Here is a 14,516-nt window from a genome sequence, read left to right as displayed (position 1 = left end):
CGCCGCGCCCGGGGATGATCGGTAAACGAAATTTGTCCGATTAGCGCGTATCGTCACCCCATGCCCACGCCATACGGATCCCGGGGCGGCATGGCGTTCAGCGCGGACGAGCTGCGTGTGGTCCGCCGCGCCCTTGCCACCGCCCTCAACCCCGTCCCCCTTCAGGACGAGGACGTCCAGGACTGTCTGCGCCTCGCCGAATCCGTGGACGACGCCGTCCGCGAGGCAGGCCGGCTCCGGGCGTTCCTCCTCGCCGACCTGACCCGGTACCGCGAGGCCCTGCCCGGCTCGCTCACCGGCTATCTGGAGCTCCTCGAGGACGCCCTCGGCGCGGGGTACGACCCCGCCGCCGACGACCTCGCGGCCCTGCGCGCCCTGCGGGCCAACCCCCGGGCCGCCGTGCTCCTCGAACGCTGCCAGGTCCTCGCCGAGCGCTCCGTACGCGCCCGACTCGCCCGCCTCGCCCAGGCGGCGCCCGGCTCCGTGCTGCCCGGTCCCGCGCTTCCCGCATCCGCCCTGCCCGCCCAGGCGCTGTCCGCGCACCCGGCGCCCCGCGCCCGGCTGCTCGCCCTCCCCGGCGGGCGCGCCGCCGACGAGCCCAAGCGGCCCGCCACCCCGAAGCCGCCCGCCGCGCCCGCACCGGCCAAGCGCCCGGCGCCCAAGCCCTCCGAGGTGTTCCCGCCGCGCCGACGCCCCGTACCCCCGCCCCCGCCCGAGGAACGCGCCGCCGGATAGCTACCCTGGTCGCCATGGACTACGTATCCGCGCTCCTGCCCCCCGTCGTGATGGCCGTGTTCTTCACCGCGCTCGTCGTCACGATCGTGAAGAGCCAGGGCGGCCCCAACAAGGCCAAGGAGGACGCCGCCGTGGACGCCGCCCTCGCCCGCGCCGAGGCCACCCGGCAGTCGGACCGCGCGGCCTCGTAGCCCGCGCGGCGCCGCCCGCTCCGGAAGGCGCGCGAAGAAGGACACCCGAAGGACGTGCGACCGCTTTCAGGTCGTACGTCCTTTTTGTTGCGTTTCCACCGTCAATAACCGGCCATTACCGGTTCGCGGACTATGGTGGCGGTGTGCCCCGTCAATTGGGAGAGCTCGAAGACGCCGTCATGACACGCGTCTGGCAATGGAACCGGCCGGTGACCGTCCGGGAAGTCCTGGAGGATCTCCAGCAGGAACGGTCCATCGCCTACACCACCGTCATGACCGTAATGGACAATCTCCATCAGAAGGGCTGGGTACGCAGGGAAGTCGACGGGCGCGCCTATCGATATACGGCGGTCTCCACCCGCGCCGCCTACTCGGCCGCACTGATGAACGAAGCCTGGGCGCAGAGCGACAACCCCGCATCCGCCCTTGTCGCGTTCTTCGGCATGATGTCCAGCGAGCAGCGCGAGGCCCTCAGCGACGCGATCCGCGTCGTCGGGTACAACGCCCCCGAGCCCCCCGCCCCACCTGCGGAGAAAGCCCCCGCGCCCACCCCCGCACCGGCTCCCGCACCGGCCCCCGCCCCCGCACCTGCGGAGACTCCGGCCGAGGCTCCCGCCGCCCCGGACGAGACAGTCGGCGAGGCTGCCGACGCCCCTGACGACACCGGGCGATAACGTCCCCCCATGCCGTCGTCCCCCGCCGCTTCAAAAGCCGTCACCGTTCGTCGCGCCCGTACCGGTGATGTCGCCGCGGTACGCCGCCTTGTCGATCCGTACGTCCGCCGGGGCATCCTGCTCGACAAAGCGACGGTGACGCTTTACGAGGCCATCCAGGAGTTCTGGGTCGCCGAGCGCGACGAGGACGCCGTCGTGGTCGGCTGCGGCGCACTCCATGTCATGTGGGAAGACCTCGCCGAAGTACGTACTCTCGCCGTCGATCCCGAGTTCAAGGGTGCGGGCGTCGGACATCACGTGCTCGACAAGTTGCTGCACACCGCGCGTTGGCTCGGGGTGCGCCGGGTATTCTGCTTGACCTTCGAAGTCGACTTCTTCGCGAAGCACGGCTTCGTGGAGATCGGTGAGACTCCGGTCGACGGAGATGTGTACAGCGAGCTCCTGCGTTCCTATGACGAGGGTGTCGCCGAGTTCCTCGGTCTCGAACGAGTGAAGCCGAACACCTTGGGCAACAGCCGGATGCTTCTGCACCTGTGACGTAACGATCGCTCTGATCCTGAACGGGAACCAGCTCGGAACCTCTATGTCCGAATCGCGCACGTTTCCCGCGTTCCCAGCCTTCTGAACCTCTCCCAGGGGTTTGTGTTTTTCCGGGAAAAGCGGTTTCCTTTCCGCGTACTGCATTTTCGATGAAAGGAAATCCGGTGGCACAGAAGGTTCAGGTCCTTCTTGTCGACGACCTCGACGGTGTCGAGGCGGACGAGACCGTGACGTTCGCGCTGGACGGCAAGACCTACGAGATCGACCTCACCACCGCCAACGCGGAGAAGCTCCGCGGCCTGCTCGAGCCGTACACCAAGAGCGGTCGGCGCACCGGTGGCCGCAGCGCCGGTACGCGTGGCAAGGGCCGCGTCGCCCCGGGTGCCGGTCCGGACACCGCGAAGATCCGCGCGTGGGCCAAGGAGAACGGCTACCCCGTGAACGACCGCGGTCGCGTCCCGGCGGAGGTCAAGACCGCCTACGAGAACGCCAACCGCTGAGCCGTCGGCCGGGGGCGCGCGCTCAGCAGACGCACCCGGTGGCACTCGGCCGCCGCGGCGGCCACCAGGCGTACGAGACAGGGGGCGGCCCCATCGGCCCGCTCGGCGGGTCGCAGGGCCGGCAGTGAGGGTTCCACCGCGCGGCCCGGCTCGGGGGCCCGCAGCCACACCGCGGCGCCCGGCGCGCCGGAACCGCTCCATCCTGGGGGAACAGGAGCGGTCATCCGGCTGCCGGCGCCCATCGCGGTGAGATCCAGCGAGATCCCGCCCCATTCGAGCCAGTCGAGCAGCCCCGGCAGCTCCTCCGCGCTTCCCGCGGCCACCAGCAGCCGCATCCGTCGCCCCACCAGGGCCACCGGCCCCGTGGCGCCCATGCCCGTCCTGCGCAGCACCGCGCGACCGGCCTCGGCGGGCAGCTCCAGGACGTCGAAGCGCACCCCCGTCACCAGGCCCACCGGCGGCCCCGGCACCGTCGCCCAGCCGAGCTCCTCCTCGTACCAGCGCACCGGATCGCCCTCGCACGGCGCACCGGCGAGCGGCGCGCCGTCGAGCGGCGAGCGGGGCGGCGGCACGCGCCGGACGCTGAAGGACATGCCCGGGGAACGCCCCCGAGGGCTCCTTGGTTACGCCCCAGGGGTACCCGGACCGGATGCCTGGCTGACCCTGTGTCCCTGGCCGGTAGCACTCCGTGTCCGTTTCGGGGGCGTACGGAGGCGTTCGGCGGCGCAAGGATGTTCGCCCGTAGCGGAGGGAACCGGGGTGTGCCGCATGGAGTGTCAGTGCCTACGGGTAAGACATTCCTAGTGAGGAGGGACGACTCGCGGGGATTCGCGTCTCACGTTCGCCATCGGCGTACTGGAGGCGGGGGTAACTGCTTGGCCTGCGGGAACATCGTCTCGCACCATCGAGTTGGAGCATTTGTCGGCTGTTCGGCAGCAGGTCTCCCCACGGACAAGGGGGTGATCCGGACGGATGTCGGCAGTTGGAATGAGCGGTCCCCGCTTGCGGGACTAAGCTGCGGAAGGACAGGGAGGGGATCGACCCCTAACTGACTGACCGCTCTGAGGAGCGATTAACGATGTTCGAGAGGTTCACCGACCGCGCGCGGCGGGTTGTCGTCCTGGCTCAGGAAGAAGCCCGGATGCTCAACCACAACTACATCGGCACCGAGCACATCCTCCTGGGCCTTATCCACGAGGGTGAGGGTGTCGCCGCTAAGGCCCTGGAGAGCCTCGGGATTTCGCTCGAGGCGGTCCGCCAGCAGGTTGAGGAGATCATCGGGCAGGGGCAGCAGGCCCCGTCCGGGCACATCCCCTTCACCCCGCGTGCCAAGAAGGTCCTGGAGCTGTCGCTCCGCGAGGCCCTCCAGCTCGGCCACAACTACATCGGCACGGAGCACATCCTGCTCGGCCTGATCCGCGAGGGCGAGGGCGTCGCCGCCCAGGTCCTCGTGAAGCTGGGCGCCGATCTCAACCGGGTGCGGCAGCAGGTCATCCAGCTGCTCTCCGGCTACCAGGGCAAGGAAGCCGCCACGGCCGGCGGTCCTGCCGAGGGCACCCCCTCGACGTCCCTGGTCCTCGACCAGTTCGGCCGCAACCTCACCCAGGCGGCCCGCGAATCCAAGCTCGACCCGGTCATCGGGCGCGAGAAGGAGATCGAGCGGGTCATGCAGGTGCTGTCCCGCCGTACGAAGAACAACCCGGTTCTCATCGGCGAGCCCGGCGTCGGCAAGACCGCCGTCGTCGAGGGCCTGGCGCAGGCCATCGTCAAGGGCGAGGTGCCCGAGACCCTCAAGGACAAGCACCTCTACACCCTGGACCTCGGCGCGCTGGTCGCCGGCTCCCGCTACCGCGGTGACTTCGAGGAGCGCCTGAAGAAGGTCCTCAAGGAGATCCGCACCCGCGGCGACATCATCCTGTTCATCGACGAGCTCCACACCCTGGTGGGTGCGGGTGCCGCCGAGGGCGCGATCGACGCCGCCAGCATCCTCAAGCCGATGCTGGCCCGCGGTGAGCTCCAGACCATCGGTGCGACCACGCTGGACGAGTACCGCAAGTACCTGGAGAAGGACGCGGCCCTCGAGCGCCGCTTCCAGCCCATCCAGGTCGCGGAGCCGTCGCTGCCGCACACGATCGAGATCCTCAAGGGTCTGCGTGACCGGTACGAGGCCCACCACCGGGTCTCCATCACCGACGAGGCCCTCGTCCAGGCCGCGACCCTGGCCGACCGGTACATCTCGGACCGCTTCCTGCCGGACAAGGCGATCGACCTGATCGACGAGGCCGGCTCCCGGATGCGCATCCGCCGGATGACCGCGCCGCCGGACCTCCGCGAGTTCGACGAGAAGATCGCCGGCGTCCGCCGGGACAAGGAGTCCGCGATCGACTCCCAGGACTTCGAGAAGGCGGCGTCTCTCCGCGACAAGGAGAAGCAGCTGCTGGCGGCGAAGGCCAAGCGGGAGAAGGAGTGGAAGGCCGGCGACATGGACGTCGTCGCCGAGGTCGACGGCGAGCTGATCGCCGAGGTCCTCGCGACCGCCACCGGCATCCCGGTCTTCAAGCTGACCGAGGAGGAGTCGAGCCGCCTGCTGCGCATGGAGGACGAGCTCCACAAGCGCGTCATCGGCCAGAAGGACGCCGTCATCGGCCTCTCGCGGGCGATCCGTCGTACGCGAGCCGGTCTGAAGGACCCGAAGCGTCCCGGTGGCTCGTTCATCTTCGCCGGCCCGTCCGGTGTCGGTAAGACCGAGCTGTCCAAGGCGCTCGCCGAATTCCTCTTCGGCGACGAGGACGCGATGATCTCCCTCGACATGTCGGAGTTCAGCGAGAAGCACACGGTTTCCCGGCTCTTCGGTTCCCCGCCCGGATACGTGGGCTACGAAGAGGGCGGACAGCTCACCGAGAAGGTGCGCCGCAAGCCGTTCTCCGTCGTCCTCTTCGACGAGGTCGAGAAGGCCCACCCCGATATCTTCAATTCCCTTCTCCAGATCCTGGAGGACGGTCGTCTGACCGACTCCCAGGGCCGGGTCGTGGACTTCAAGAACACGGTCATCATCATGACGACCAACCTCGGGACCCGGGACATCTCGAAGGGCTTCAACCTGGGCTTCGCGGCCCAGGGCGACACGAAGTCCAACTACGAGCGGATGAAGGCGAAGGTCAGCGACGAGCTGAAGCAGCACTTCCGCCCGGAGTTCCTGAACCGTGTGGACGACATCATCGTCTTCCCGCAGCTCACCGAGGCCGACATCCTGCAGATCGTCGACCTGATGATCAGCCGGGTGGACGAGCGCCTCAAGGACCGGGACATGGGCATCGAGCTCTCCCAGGCCGCGAAGGAGCTGCTCGCCAAGAAGGGTTACGACCCCGTCATGGGCGCCCGGCCGCTGCGCCGGACGATCCAGCGCGAGGTCGAGGACTCGCTCTCCGAGAAGATCCTCTTCGGCGAGCTGCGCCCCGGGCACATCGTGGTCGTGGACGTCGAGGGCGAAGGTGAGGAGAAGAAGTTCACCTTCCGCGGCGAGGAGAAGTCGGCCCTGCCGGACGTCCCGCCGATCGAGCAGGCGACGGGCGGAGCGGGCCCGAACCTCTCGAAGGACGCGTAAGCGCCCGATCGCGTGACAGGGGCGGCCCCGGACTCGGAAGAGTCCGGGGCCGCCCCTTTTGCGCGCCCGCGCCCTACGGCCGCAGGGTGAGGCGGTCGCCGAAGGGCGCACGGCCGAGGACCTGGCGCTTGGCGAGCCCCTCGACCTTCACTTCGACGGCGGTGAGGGAGTGCAGCGGGGTCAGGTCCAGCCGGGTCACGTCCGGGCGGAGCCGCAGCGTGAGGTGCTGCAGGAGCGGCAGCCCGGCGATCACCTTCAGCTCGGCGGCCCCCAGCGGGACGCCGTCCAGCAGCAGGGTGTGCAGCCGGTCGAGACGGCCGAGGGCCGTGAGGTCCGCCAGCTCGGTGCACCGCTGCAGCGCCAGGGCGTCGAGGGTGGCGGCGAAGGGCGCGAGGAGGGAGAGGTCCGTCAGCCGGGGATTGTCGGCGATGGTGATCCCGCGCAGGTCGTGTTCACGGAGAGCGGCCGTCAGCTCCTCCGGGGCGAAGTCGCCCTGGAGGATGAAGTCGGGTGCGTGCCGTAGCAGCGGGATCTGCGCGAGCTGGTCCCTGCCGGTGACGAAGAGACTGATCGTGTCGAGCCGGATACGGGCCAGGACTTCGCGGGCGTACGCCTCCGCCGGGAAGTTCGACCAGCTGATGGACAATCGGAACGTGTGCTCGTCGTCGGCGTAGGCGCGCGCGTACGGGAGCGCCGCCGCGCCCCCGATCTCGCAGATCAGCGGGAGCGTCAGATCGGGCTCGCCCGTCTCCGGCGCGGGCCCGGGCAGCAGGGGCAGGACGAAATCCCCCAACCGGGCCAGCGCCTTCAGCTGGCCGGGGCGTCGAGGGGGCAGCACCGAGACGACCGCCTTCCGCACGCGCGTGTGGAGCCCCTCCGAGAGCCAGGCCGCGTGCTGGGCGCAGAGGGCCGCCAGGACGTACAGGGTCGTCTTCAGGTCCTTGTCGCGGCTCCCCGAGCCGGCCGCGAGCAGGCCCTCCACCAGAACAGGCAGGTCGCGGCGCGAGCAGTGGCCGGCCGCGAGGAGCAGGACGTCGTGCCACTGCTGCTCGCGCGCGTGCCGCAGCAACTCGGGTACGAGGTCGTCCTCGACGAACTCCTTGGCCGCCAGAAAGTCCTGGAAGGTGCGATGGGCGAACTGGAAGACGGAGTCGGTCCGTTCGTGCAGGAGACCGGTGCGGTTGAGGAGGTGGGTCAGGATCTCCTCGGGCGTGCCCTGGGCCGCGACGCGCGGCATCCCCGGGAGCGTCCGGTTCAGCTGGTGCAGCGCCTGTTCCCGGGTGAACTCCGTCTGCCCGCCCCGGACGAGCCAGGCCGCGAGCCGCTGGAGGAGCTGCTGGTGCTCCTCCACCGACATCCGGATGCCGTCGGGGGCGTCGATCCTGCGCCGGTCGTCCCGGCTGCCGAGCAGCAGCCTCAGGGCGGAGTCGTAGAGCGCCCAGCGCGTCTCGGGCAGGAACCCCTCCCGTAACCGGTGGAGGGCGCAGATGACCGCGCACAGCAGCGGCGTACGGGCCAGGTCCGCCAGGGTCGGGTTGTGGCGGAACTGCTGGAGCAGGTCGCGTTCGAGGGCGTCGAGGGGCTCGTCGTCGGCGTCGAGGCGGGCGGCGTCGTGCCAGGCGGTGACGAACGCCTGGATGTCCTCGTCCCGCAGGGGGAGCAGGGTGAGCTCCTCGAACTCCTCCCCGCCCAGCCAGTCCACCTCGACGGCGAGGGGCCGTACGGTCGCCACGCAGCGGGTACGGGGGTAGCGGGCGAGGAGCCCCGACAGCCAGGTGTGGACGGCCTCGCGGTCCTCCTGGGGCACCTCGTCGAGGCCGTCGACGAGGAGGAGCGCCCGACCCTCGGCGAGGACGCGTCCGGCCCAGCCGTCGGGCGCGGCGTCGACCATCAGGCCCGCCGCTCCCGGGAGTTCGGCGGGGGAGGGGAAGCCGGCCCCGCGGGCGCGGAGGGCGCGCAGGGGGACGACGAACGGCACGAGGCCGTTCAGCTCGGCGAGCCGCGGGCCGAGGGTCCCGGCGGCCGCGTGGGCGGCGAGCCACCAGACCAGGGTGGTCTTGCCCGCGCCCGCGTCCCCGCGGAGCAGGACGCGGGGGCGGGAGGCGAGGAGGTCGTCGATGCGCTGCGGGACGGGAGTGGCGCCCGGGTCCCGTGAGGTGGCCTCCAGGGAGAGGTAGGCGGTGTCCAGGTCCCATTCGGCGGCCCGCCGGCCGAGTTCGTCGAGGCCGAAGATCCGTGTACGGCGGTAGGCGGCGGCGACGGCCTCTCCGTACTCCTGCTCGTAGGGCGCGTCGGTCGAGGAGTGGTGGGTGAGGGCGGCGAGCGAGGGGAAGGCGAGGCCGGTGGCCTGGGAGTAGGCGCTGCGGAACTCGGTGTCGGCGGCGAGCGCGCTCAGGGGCACGCACTCCACCCGCCGGTGCCCACGGCCCCGCGGGACCTCGCGCACGATCCCGAGCAGCTCGGCACCGGCGAAGACGGGCCCGCCGGAGAGCCCGGCGAGCGGTGAATTCTTGTCGGTGGGCTCGGTGGCCGGGGGCGCGTCGAGCTCGACGACCATCGTGCGGCGGATGAGCCCGGCGAGGGGGAGCAGGGTGCCGCGGTACTGGTCGCTCTCCAGCTTGCGCCCGTCCTCGTACCGCTGGACCTGCGGAAACCCGAGGATCTCGCAGCCGGGCACGGGCCGGTCGGTGGCCACCCGGCCGAGCTCGGTGAGGTTGCGCGTGCCGGTCAGGCTCTCCCGGGCCTGGAGGAGCGCCGCGTCGAGCCGCTGGTCCGACCAGACCACCTGGCAGAGGACGGACTCGCTCCGGCCGGGTAAGGACACCCAGGCGGAGTGGGCGGACCGGAGGACATGGGCGCTGGTGAGAACGGTCTGGGTGGTGAGCAGGACGCCGCTGCCCTGGGTGCCGTGCGGCTCGGAACGGACGACGACGGGCGCCCGCAAGGTGGGACGGGAGTGCCTGGTCATCGATCCGCGGGACCCGAGCCGAAGTCGGAGGTGTCACCCGCGTCGTCGTTCCCGACGAGCCAGGGGCCGTTGGTGGTGGCGTCGCGCGGCTTGAGCGTGAAGGAGACGCGGTGCGTCTCGCCCCGCGTCCGGGAGGCATCGGCCCCGGCCTCGACGACCCAGGCCTTGACCTTGGCGCCGCCCTTCACCTCCTTGCGGAGTTCGATCGTGAACTCCATCTCGATGTCCCCCACTTCGAAGGCGACGGGCTTCCCGGTGGCACGGCCGGCGGCCTCGATCAACTGATCGCGTACGGACTCGATGGCGTCGGCGAGTTCTATGTCGGTCATGATCGTGAAGGTATCGGGGGTGGGCGGGGGCGGTCAGCTCATGTGCGGACTTGGATGTTGGGGGCGAGGTGTTCCGTGCCGGTGAAAGCGATGCCTCTGCCGCTGATGAGGGTCAGGTGTTGCAGGCCAGCCAGGGGAGCCACGTCCCGCGCCCCATCAAGTGGCCCCTGTCGCAGAGAGAGCATTTCAAGACCGGGAAAGACCTCGGCCACCTTGTCGAAGGGCGCGTCGGCTTCGGCCAGATACAGCCTCAGCTCGTCGATCTGCGGTAGCTGGAGGCGGGCGGGGATGTCGAGGAGCGTCGAGGCCCGCACGTGGAGACTGCGTACTCCGCTGAGGGACGCGATTCCGCGCCAGTCCCGATGTGTCAGCAGGTGAGCCTGCCGGAGGATGATCACCCGCAGCGTCGGGAGCTGGGCGAGCGAGTCGAAACCCTCGTCCGGGGCGACGGAGGCGATGAGACGGTGCAGGCTGTCTGAGTTGAGGCAGGTCGTGGCTGACCACGAGTTCCACTGGGACATGTTCAGGTCCCGTGCCTCGGCGAGCAAGGGAGCGAGCGCCACCAGCCCCTCCTCGGAGAGGGTGGAGCGCAGGTCGAGGCAGGTGGGGCGAAGTCCCAGTCGTGCGAGTTCCGTGGCCTGCTCGTCGGAGCCGACGGTGAAGAACAGGTCGGTCGGGTCGAGGCGGGCGATGACATCGTCGGCGTACGCACGTGTGTCGAACCGGCGCCAGGCCCACATGAGTTGGGAGCGAATCAGGATGTTCGGATGGTCGGCGAACCGGGCTAGGTACGGCAGGGCCGAGTCGGCTTCGATGTGGGAGGCCGTCACCACGGCCATCTGCGCCTCCAGCTCGTTCAGCCCCTCCGGCCCCGGCAGCAGGTCCAGGACCGTCCGGCCCGCCGATGCCAGCTCCCGCGCCTCGTCGGGCCCGGACGGCGGGATGATCGCCGCCGTCCGGCGCAGGACCCGATCCCGGGTCTCCGGTGCCACCTCCGTCGCATGGTCGAGGGCAGTCGCCGCCACGACCAGGATCCGCAGCCGGGTGCGGCGGTCAGGCGCCGCGTCGACCGCGCGCAGCAACTCCTCGAAGATCTCCGCGCATTCGCGCGGGCGCGCGTGGCCGACGGCCATGCGGATGACGTCCTCCCACTGGTCGTCGGCCGCGTGCTGGACCAGGACGCCGATGTCCCAGCGGTCCACGAGGGCCTTCGCCGCGAGGTAGTCCTGGAAGGTGCGGTGCACGAAGTCGACCGTGTCGGCGGTCGGTTCGCGGAGAAGGCCGCTGCGCTGGAGGAGGTGGGTGAAGACCCGGTCCGGGGCGTGCCCGGACGCCTCGGTGATGGCCGGCACCGCCTCCCGTACGACCGATTCCGCGTGCGAACGGTCCATCGTCGTGCGGCCGTTGAGCGTCAGCCAGTACGCGATCCGCTGGATCAGCTGGATCTGCGGGGCCTCGCCCAGCTCGATCCCGTACGGCGTGCCCATGTCCCGCTCGCGGTCCCGGCGGGTGAGGAGCATGGAGAGAGCGGCGTCGTAGAGGGCCTTCCGGCCGCGCGGCAGGAAGCCCCGGCGGCTGCGGTGCAGGGCGCAGATCAGACCGCACATGAGGGGGTTGGTGGCGAGCTGGGCGACGTCGGACGTGGTCCGTAGGGCGTCGAGCAGCGGCTGCTCGTACGGTGCGGCCTCCGGCCCTGCCGCCTGGTGCCAGCGGCGTACGAAGGTGGTGACCTCGGCGGTCGTCATCGGGGCGAGGGTGAGTTCGGCGAAGCCGTCGGCGGTCAGCCAGTCGTCGCGTACGGCGCTGGGCCGGGAAGTCACGAGCCAGCGGTTGCCGTCGTAGGAGTCCAGGAGGTCGCGGAGCCAGCGGCGGGCGCGCTCGCGCTCCGCCTCGGGGATCTCGTCGATGCCGTCGACGAGGACCAGGCCGCGCCCGGCGGCGAGGACACGGTCCGCCCAGCCCTCGGGCGGGGAGAGCGGGCAGTCGACGGCGGAGAGGAAGCGGTCGGGGGTGGGGAGCCGCTCGCCGTGGCGGGTGAGGGTGCGGAGGGGGAGGACGAAGGGGATGCGGTCGCGGAGGTACGCCATGTCGTCCGCGAGGTCCTCGCGGGTGGCCGAGACGGCCAGCCACTGGACGAGCGTGGTCTTCCCGGAGCCGGCGAGGCCGCGGAGAAGCACCTTGTCGTGGCGAGTGAGGGCGAGGTCGGCGCGGCCGCCGGCTGCGGAGCGGACCGCAAGGTCGGCGACGGCGCTTATGGCTTGGCGATGCTCGGCCGCCGCCGTGGTCAGTTCCGACAGCACGGCAGCTGCATCCGGGCCGGTCGGGGCGCCCCCCGCGACAGGTAGCGCGGCGGCACGGTCGGTCAGCTGGGAGAGGCGGTCGCCGGCGGCTGCCAACGCGTCCAGCTCCGTGCGTAACGCTCCCCCGGCCAACGCCCCCGTCGCCTCCAGCGACAGATACGCCACGTCCAGCGGCCACTTCTCCGGAGCCCCCTCCAGGTCCACCCCATAGATCTGAAGGCTCCCGTGCTTCCTCGCGACATGCGCCAGGTACCGCCGCTCGAACTCCGCGTCCCGCGCGTCCACCCGGGGCGTGCGCCGGATGACCTCGTCGACCTTGGCGTTCAGCTCCGCCTGCCCGCGGGTCTGCTCGACCAGGGAGCGGGGCACGAAGGTGGAGCGCTGGGTGAAGAACTCCAGGATGTGGACGCAGGCCCACTCCGTCAGCGAGCCGAGGAAGTGGACGGAGTCCGTCGACAGGCCGTCCGGGGCCGGGGCCGCCGCGCGCAGGCGCTTGGCAAGGGCCGTGGTGCCCAGGTGGACGGCCTGGACGTCGTCCATGTCGAGGTCGCCGAGCGCGAGCAGGGTCGCGGCCAGGGTGTCGGTGAGGGCCTCGGTCTCGTCCGCCGGGAACGGCGGCTCGCCGGGGCCCGCCACCGCGCGCTCGACGAGCGTCGCCGCGAGCTTGCGGACGTCCTTCTCCGTCAGCGTGCGCCTCTCGCCGCGGAAGGAGACCAGCCCCGAGAGCCGGATGCGCCGGGCCGCGCCCGGCAGGCCGGCTCCCGGACCGTCGCTGACCAGCAGTTTCTTCAGGATCGGGGCCATCGCCGCGGAGGCGAGGCGCGTGCCGATGACTGACGGATCCATTGGTGTCCCCCTTTGGTGCCCGACGGCGTCAGCGTAGTCCCGGACGTGATCCAGAAGGCCTCGGTTGCGTGACCCAGGTCCCATTGGCGGGGGCGGCGCCGTGACAAGGCGCACAGGCGTTTCGAGGGGTACTAGACGGAATAGTGGTGGCGTTTGGTGCTCTTTCGGGACGTTCAGGGCGCCGACCCCGGGACTTTGGTCCCGAGGCCACCCGAACCGTGCGCGGAGGGGCCTGATGGACGGTTTCGGGCGAGTCCGACGTGCGGATAAACCAGTTCTCTTGTGTCGGTATGTCCGATTCCGAAGGTGCGGCCCCGGCTCGTCAAGGGCTGAACTTCCCCGTCCGCCGCTACGACGCAATGTCGTAGATGGGGTGGTTTACGCCGGATGGGGGTCCGGGTTACCAAGGATGAGCAAGCCCGCCCGGCGCACCGCTCGCGTCGGGTCCCTTTCTGTCCGGAGGTTTTCCCCCGTATGTCGAAGCGCGTTATGAACCCCGCCGCCCGAGTCACCGCCGTCGCTCTCGCCACCGCGGGTCTGGGAGTGTCGCTGGTCGCCGGAGCAGGGTCCGCCTTCGCCGCCGAGGGCAAGGCCCCGATCGCGACTGCCGCGACCGGTGCGTCCGCTGCCGTCGCCGCGCAGGCCGACGCCCAGGCTCACGCCGCCACCGCCCAGCTCGCGGCCGCCCAGAAGGCCGCCGCCGCGAAGAAGGCGGCCGTCGCCAAGGTGGTCAAGGTCAAGGCCGCGCCGGTCGCCGCCAAGAAGGCCCCCTCCTGGGTCAAGCCGGTCGGCGGCTACACCCTGAGCGCCAGCTTCAACCAGGGCGGCGCCATGTGGGCCCACAAGCACTCCGGCCAGGACTTCGCCGTCCCGACCGGCACCCCGGTCAAGGCCGCCGGCGCCGGCACCGTCGTGAAGGCCGGCCCGAACGGCGGCGGCGACGGCCCCGCGTACGGCAACGCCATCGTCGTCAAGCACGCCAACGGCAAGTACTCGCAGTACGCGCACCTGTCGAAGATCCAGGTCCACGTCGGCCAGAAGGTCGGCGCCGGCCAGAAGATCGCCCTGTCCGGCAACACCGGCAACTCTTCCGGCCCGCACCTGCACTTCGAGATCCGTACGACCCCGAACTACGGCTCCGCCCTCAACCCGGCCGCGTTCCTGCGTTCGGTGGGCGTCACCATCTGACATACAGACTGTGATCAGGCGTGATGCGCCTGGCTCAGCAGATCGAGGGCGACCTCGAGGACGGCTTCGTGCTTCTCCTCGGTGTCGCCCTCGACGTTCTGCATGAAGAAGGTGCCCGCGTGCAGCGTGAAGATCGCGCTCACGCACCTCACCCGGTCGACCATCGCGAAGTCCGGCTCCTGCACCAGGCCCGTCAGCTCGATCATGCGCTCCTTGAACGTGAGTCCGATGCTGAGCTCCCGTACCGTGGCCTGGTTCTCCTGCATGAAGCGGAAGAGCGGGGCCGCGTCGAGGAGCGCGTGCTGGTAGCGGCGCAGTACCTCCTGGCGGGTCTCCAGCGTGCGCGGCTGGGTCCGCGCCCACTCGATCAGCTCGTCCATGGGGCGGGTGAGGTCCTGGAAGAGCCCGATGAGGATGTCTTCCTTGGTCTTGAAGTGGTAGTACAGCGCCGCCTTCGTGACGTCGAGACGCTCGGCGATCTCCCGCAGCGAGGTCTTCTCGTACCCCTGTTCGGCGAAGAGTTCGAGCGCCACGTCCTGGATGCGCTGGCGGGTGTTGCCTCTGGCCATGGTCTGCTCGCTCCCACACGCTCTTACTTACTTGACGCCCGGCTAGTTACGGGTCTACCTTCCCCAGTGTAG

General features: G+C 70.5%; 12 protein-coding genes. 7 read left to right on the top strand and 5 right to left on the bottom strand.

Annotation, left to right across the window (positions count from 1 at the left end; translation table 11 throughout):
- Nucleotides 1-90 precede the first annotated feature (90 nt).
- From AB0F56_RS31150 to AB0F56_RS31130, 5 genes are all read left to right on the top strand, one after another.
- Nucleotides 91-735 (top strand): hypothetical protein, encoded by a 645-nt coding sequence (locus AB0F56_RS31150; RefSeq protein WP_362015855.1) that lies wholly within the window; start codon nt 91-93, stop codon nt 733-735.
- A gap of 14 nt (nt 736-749) precedes the next feature.
- A complete protein-coding gene (locus AB0F56_RS31145; RefSeq protein WP_362015701.1) occupies nt 750-926 on the top strand; it encodes a hypothetical protein in 177 nt (58 codons plus the stop codon).
- Between the two features lie 143 nt (nt 927-1,069).
- The gene (locus AB0F56_RS31140) at nt 1,070-1,600 is read left to right on the top strand and encodes a BlaI/MecI/CopY family transcriptional regulator (RefSeq protein WP_362015698.1); all 531 of its coding nucleotides are present in this window, start codon (nt 1,070-1,072) and stop codon (nt 1,598-1,600) included.
- A gap of 9 nt (nt 1,601-1,609) precedes the next feature.
- On the top strand, nt 1,610-2,137 hold the full coding sequence (locus AB0F56_RS31135; RefSeq protein ID WP_362015696.1) for an amino-acid N-acetyltransferase: 528 nt from the start codon (nt 1,610-1,612) through the stop codon (nt 2,135-2,137).
- 167 nt (nt 2,138-2,304) lie between these two features.
- Nucleotides 2,305-2,640 (top strand): Lsr2 family protein, encoded by a 336-nt coding sequence (locus AB0F56_RS31130; RefSeq protein WP_362015693.1) that lies wholly within the window; start codon nt 2,305-2,307, stop codon nt 2,638-2,640.
- Here AB0F56_RS31130 and AB0F56_RS31125 read toward each other — a convergent pair.
- Nucleotides 2,619-3,233, bottom strand: coding sequence for an SCO3374 family protein (locus tag AB0F56_RS31125; protein WP_362015690.1), 615 nt, complete (start codon nt 3,231-3,233; stop codon nt 2,619-2,621). The two genes, AB0F56_RS31130 and AB0F56_RS31125, sit on opposite strands and share 22 nt — an antisense overlap.
- Before the next feature lie 485 nt (nt 3,234-3,718).
- Here AB0F56_RS31125 and AB0F56_RS31120 point away from each other — a divergent pair, with 485 nt between their 5' ends.
- Nucleotides 3,719-6,244: an ATP-dependent Clp protease ATP-binding subunit gene (locus tag AB0F56_RS31120; protein WP_361956355.1), complete on the top strand. Its 2,526-nt coding sequence runs from the start codon at nt 3,719-3,721 to the stop codon at nt 6,242-6,244.
- A 73-nt stretch (nt 6,245-6,317) separates the two neighbouring features.
- Here the strand turns inward: AB0F56_RS31120 and AB0F56_RS31115 are convergent, their stop codons facing one another.
- Genes AB0F56_RS31115 through AB0F56_RS31105 form a run of 3 tightly spaced genes read right to left on the bottom strand, consistent with a single transcriptional unit; the run spans nt 6,318 to nt 12,687 of the window.
- On the bottom strand, nt 6,318-9,212 hold the full coding sequence (locus AB0F56_RS31115) for an NACHT domain-containing protein (protein ID WP_362015688.1): 2,895 nt from the start codon (nt 9,210-9,212) through the stop codon (nt 6,318-6,320).
- Nucleotides 9,209-9,541, bottom strand: a complete 333-nt coding sequence (locus AB0F56_RS31110) for a trypco2 family protein (RefSeq protein WP_362015685.1) — start codon at nt 9,539-9,541, stop codon at nt 9,209-9,211. The genes AB0F56_RS31115 and AB0F56_RS31110 overlap by 4 nt, the downstream gene beginning before the upstream one ends.
- Nucleotides 9,542-9,579: 38 nt before the next feature.
- Nucleotides 9,580-12,687 carry an NACHT domain-containing protein gene (locus tag AB0F56_RS31105; RefSeq protein WP_362015683.1) on the bottom strand — a complete coding sequence of 1,036 codons (3,108 nt, stop codon included), beginning with the start codon at nt 12,685-12,687 and terminating at the stop codon, nt 9,580-9,582.
- 474 nt (nt 12,688-13,161) lie between these two features.
- Here AB0F56_RS31105 and AB0F56_RS31100 point away from each other — a divergent pair, with 474 nt between their 5' ends.
- Nucleotides 13,162-13,875, top strand: coding sequence for a M23 family metallopeptidase (locus AB0F56_RS31100; protein WP_362015680.1), 714 nt, complete (start codon nt 13,162-13,164; stop codon nt 13,873-13,875).
- 14 nt (nt 13,876-13,889) lie between these two features.
- On the opposite strand, the gene AB0F56_RS31095 is transcribed toward AB0F56_RS31100, so the two are convergent.
- Nucleotides 13,890-14,444, bottom strand: a complete 555-nt coding sequence (locus tag AB0F56_RS31095; RefSeq protein ID WP_362015678.1) for a helix-turn-helix domain-containing protein — start codon at nt 14,442-14,444, stop codon at nt 13,890-13,892.
- Nucleotides 14,445-14,516: the final 72 nt, after the last annotated feature.

The sequence above is a fragment of the Streptomyces sp. NPDC026092 genome, assembly GCF_040638605.1.
In the GTDB taxonomy this organism is placed as follows: Bacteria; Actinomycetota; Actinomycetes; order Streptomycetales; family Streptomycetaceae; genus Streptomyces.
This window is presented reverse-complemented; position numbering and strand designations above follow the sequence as displayed.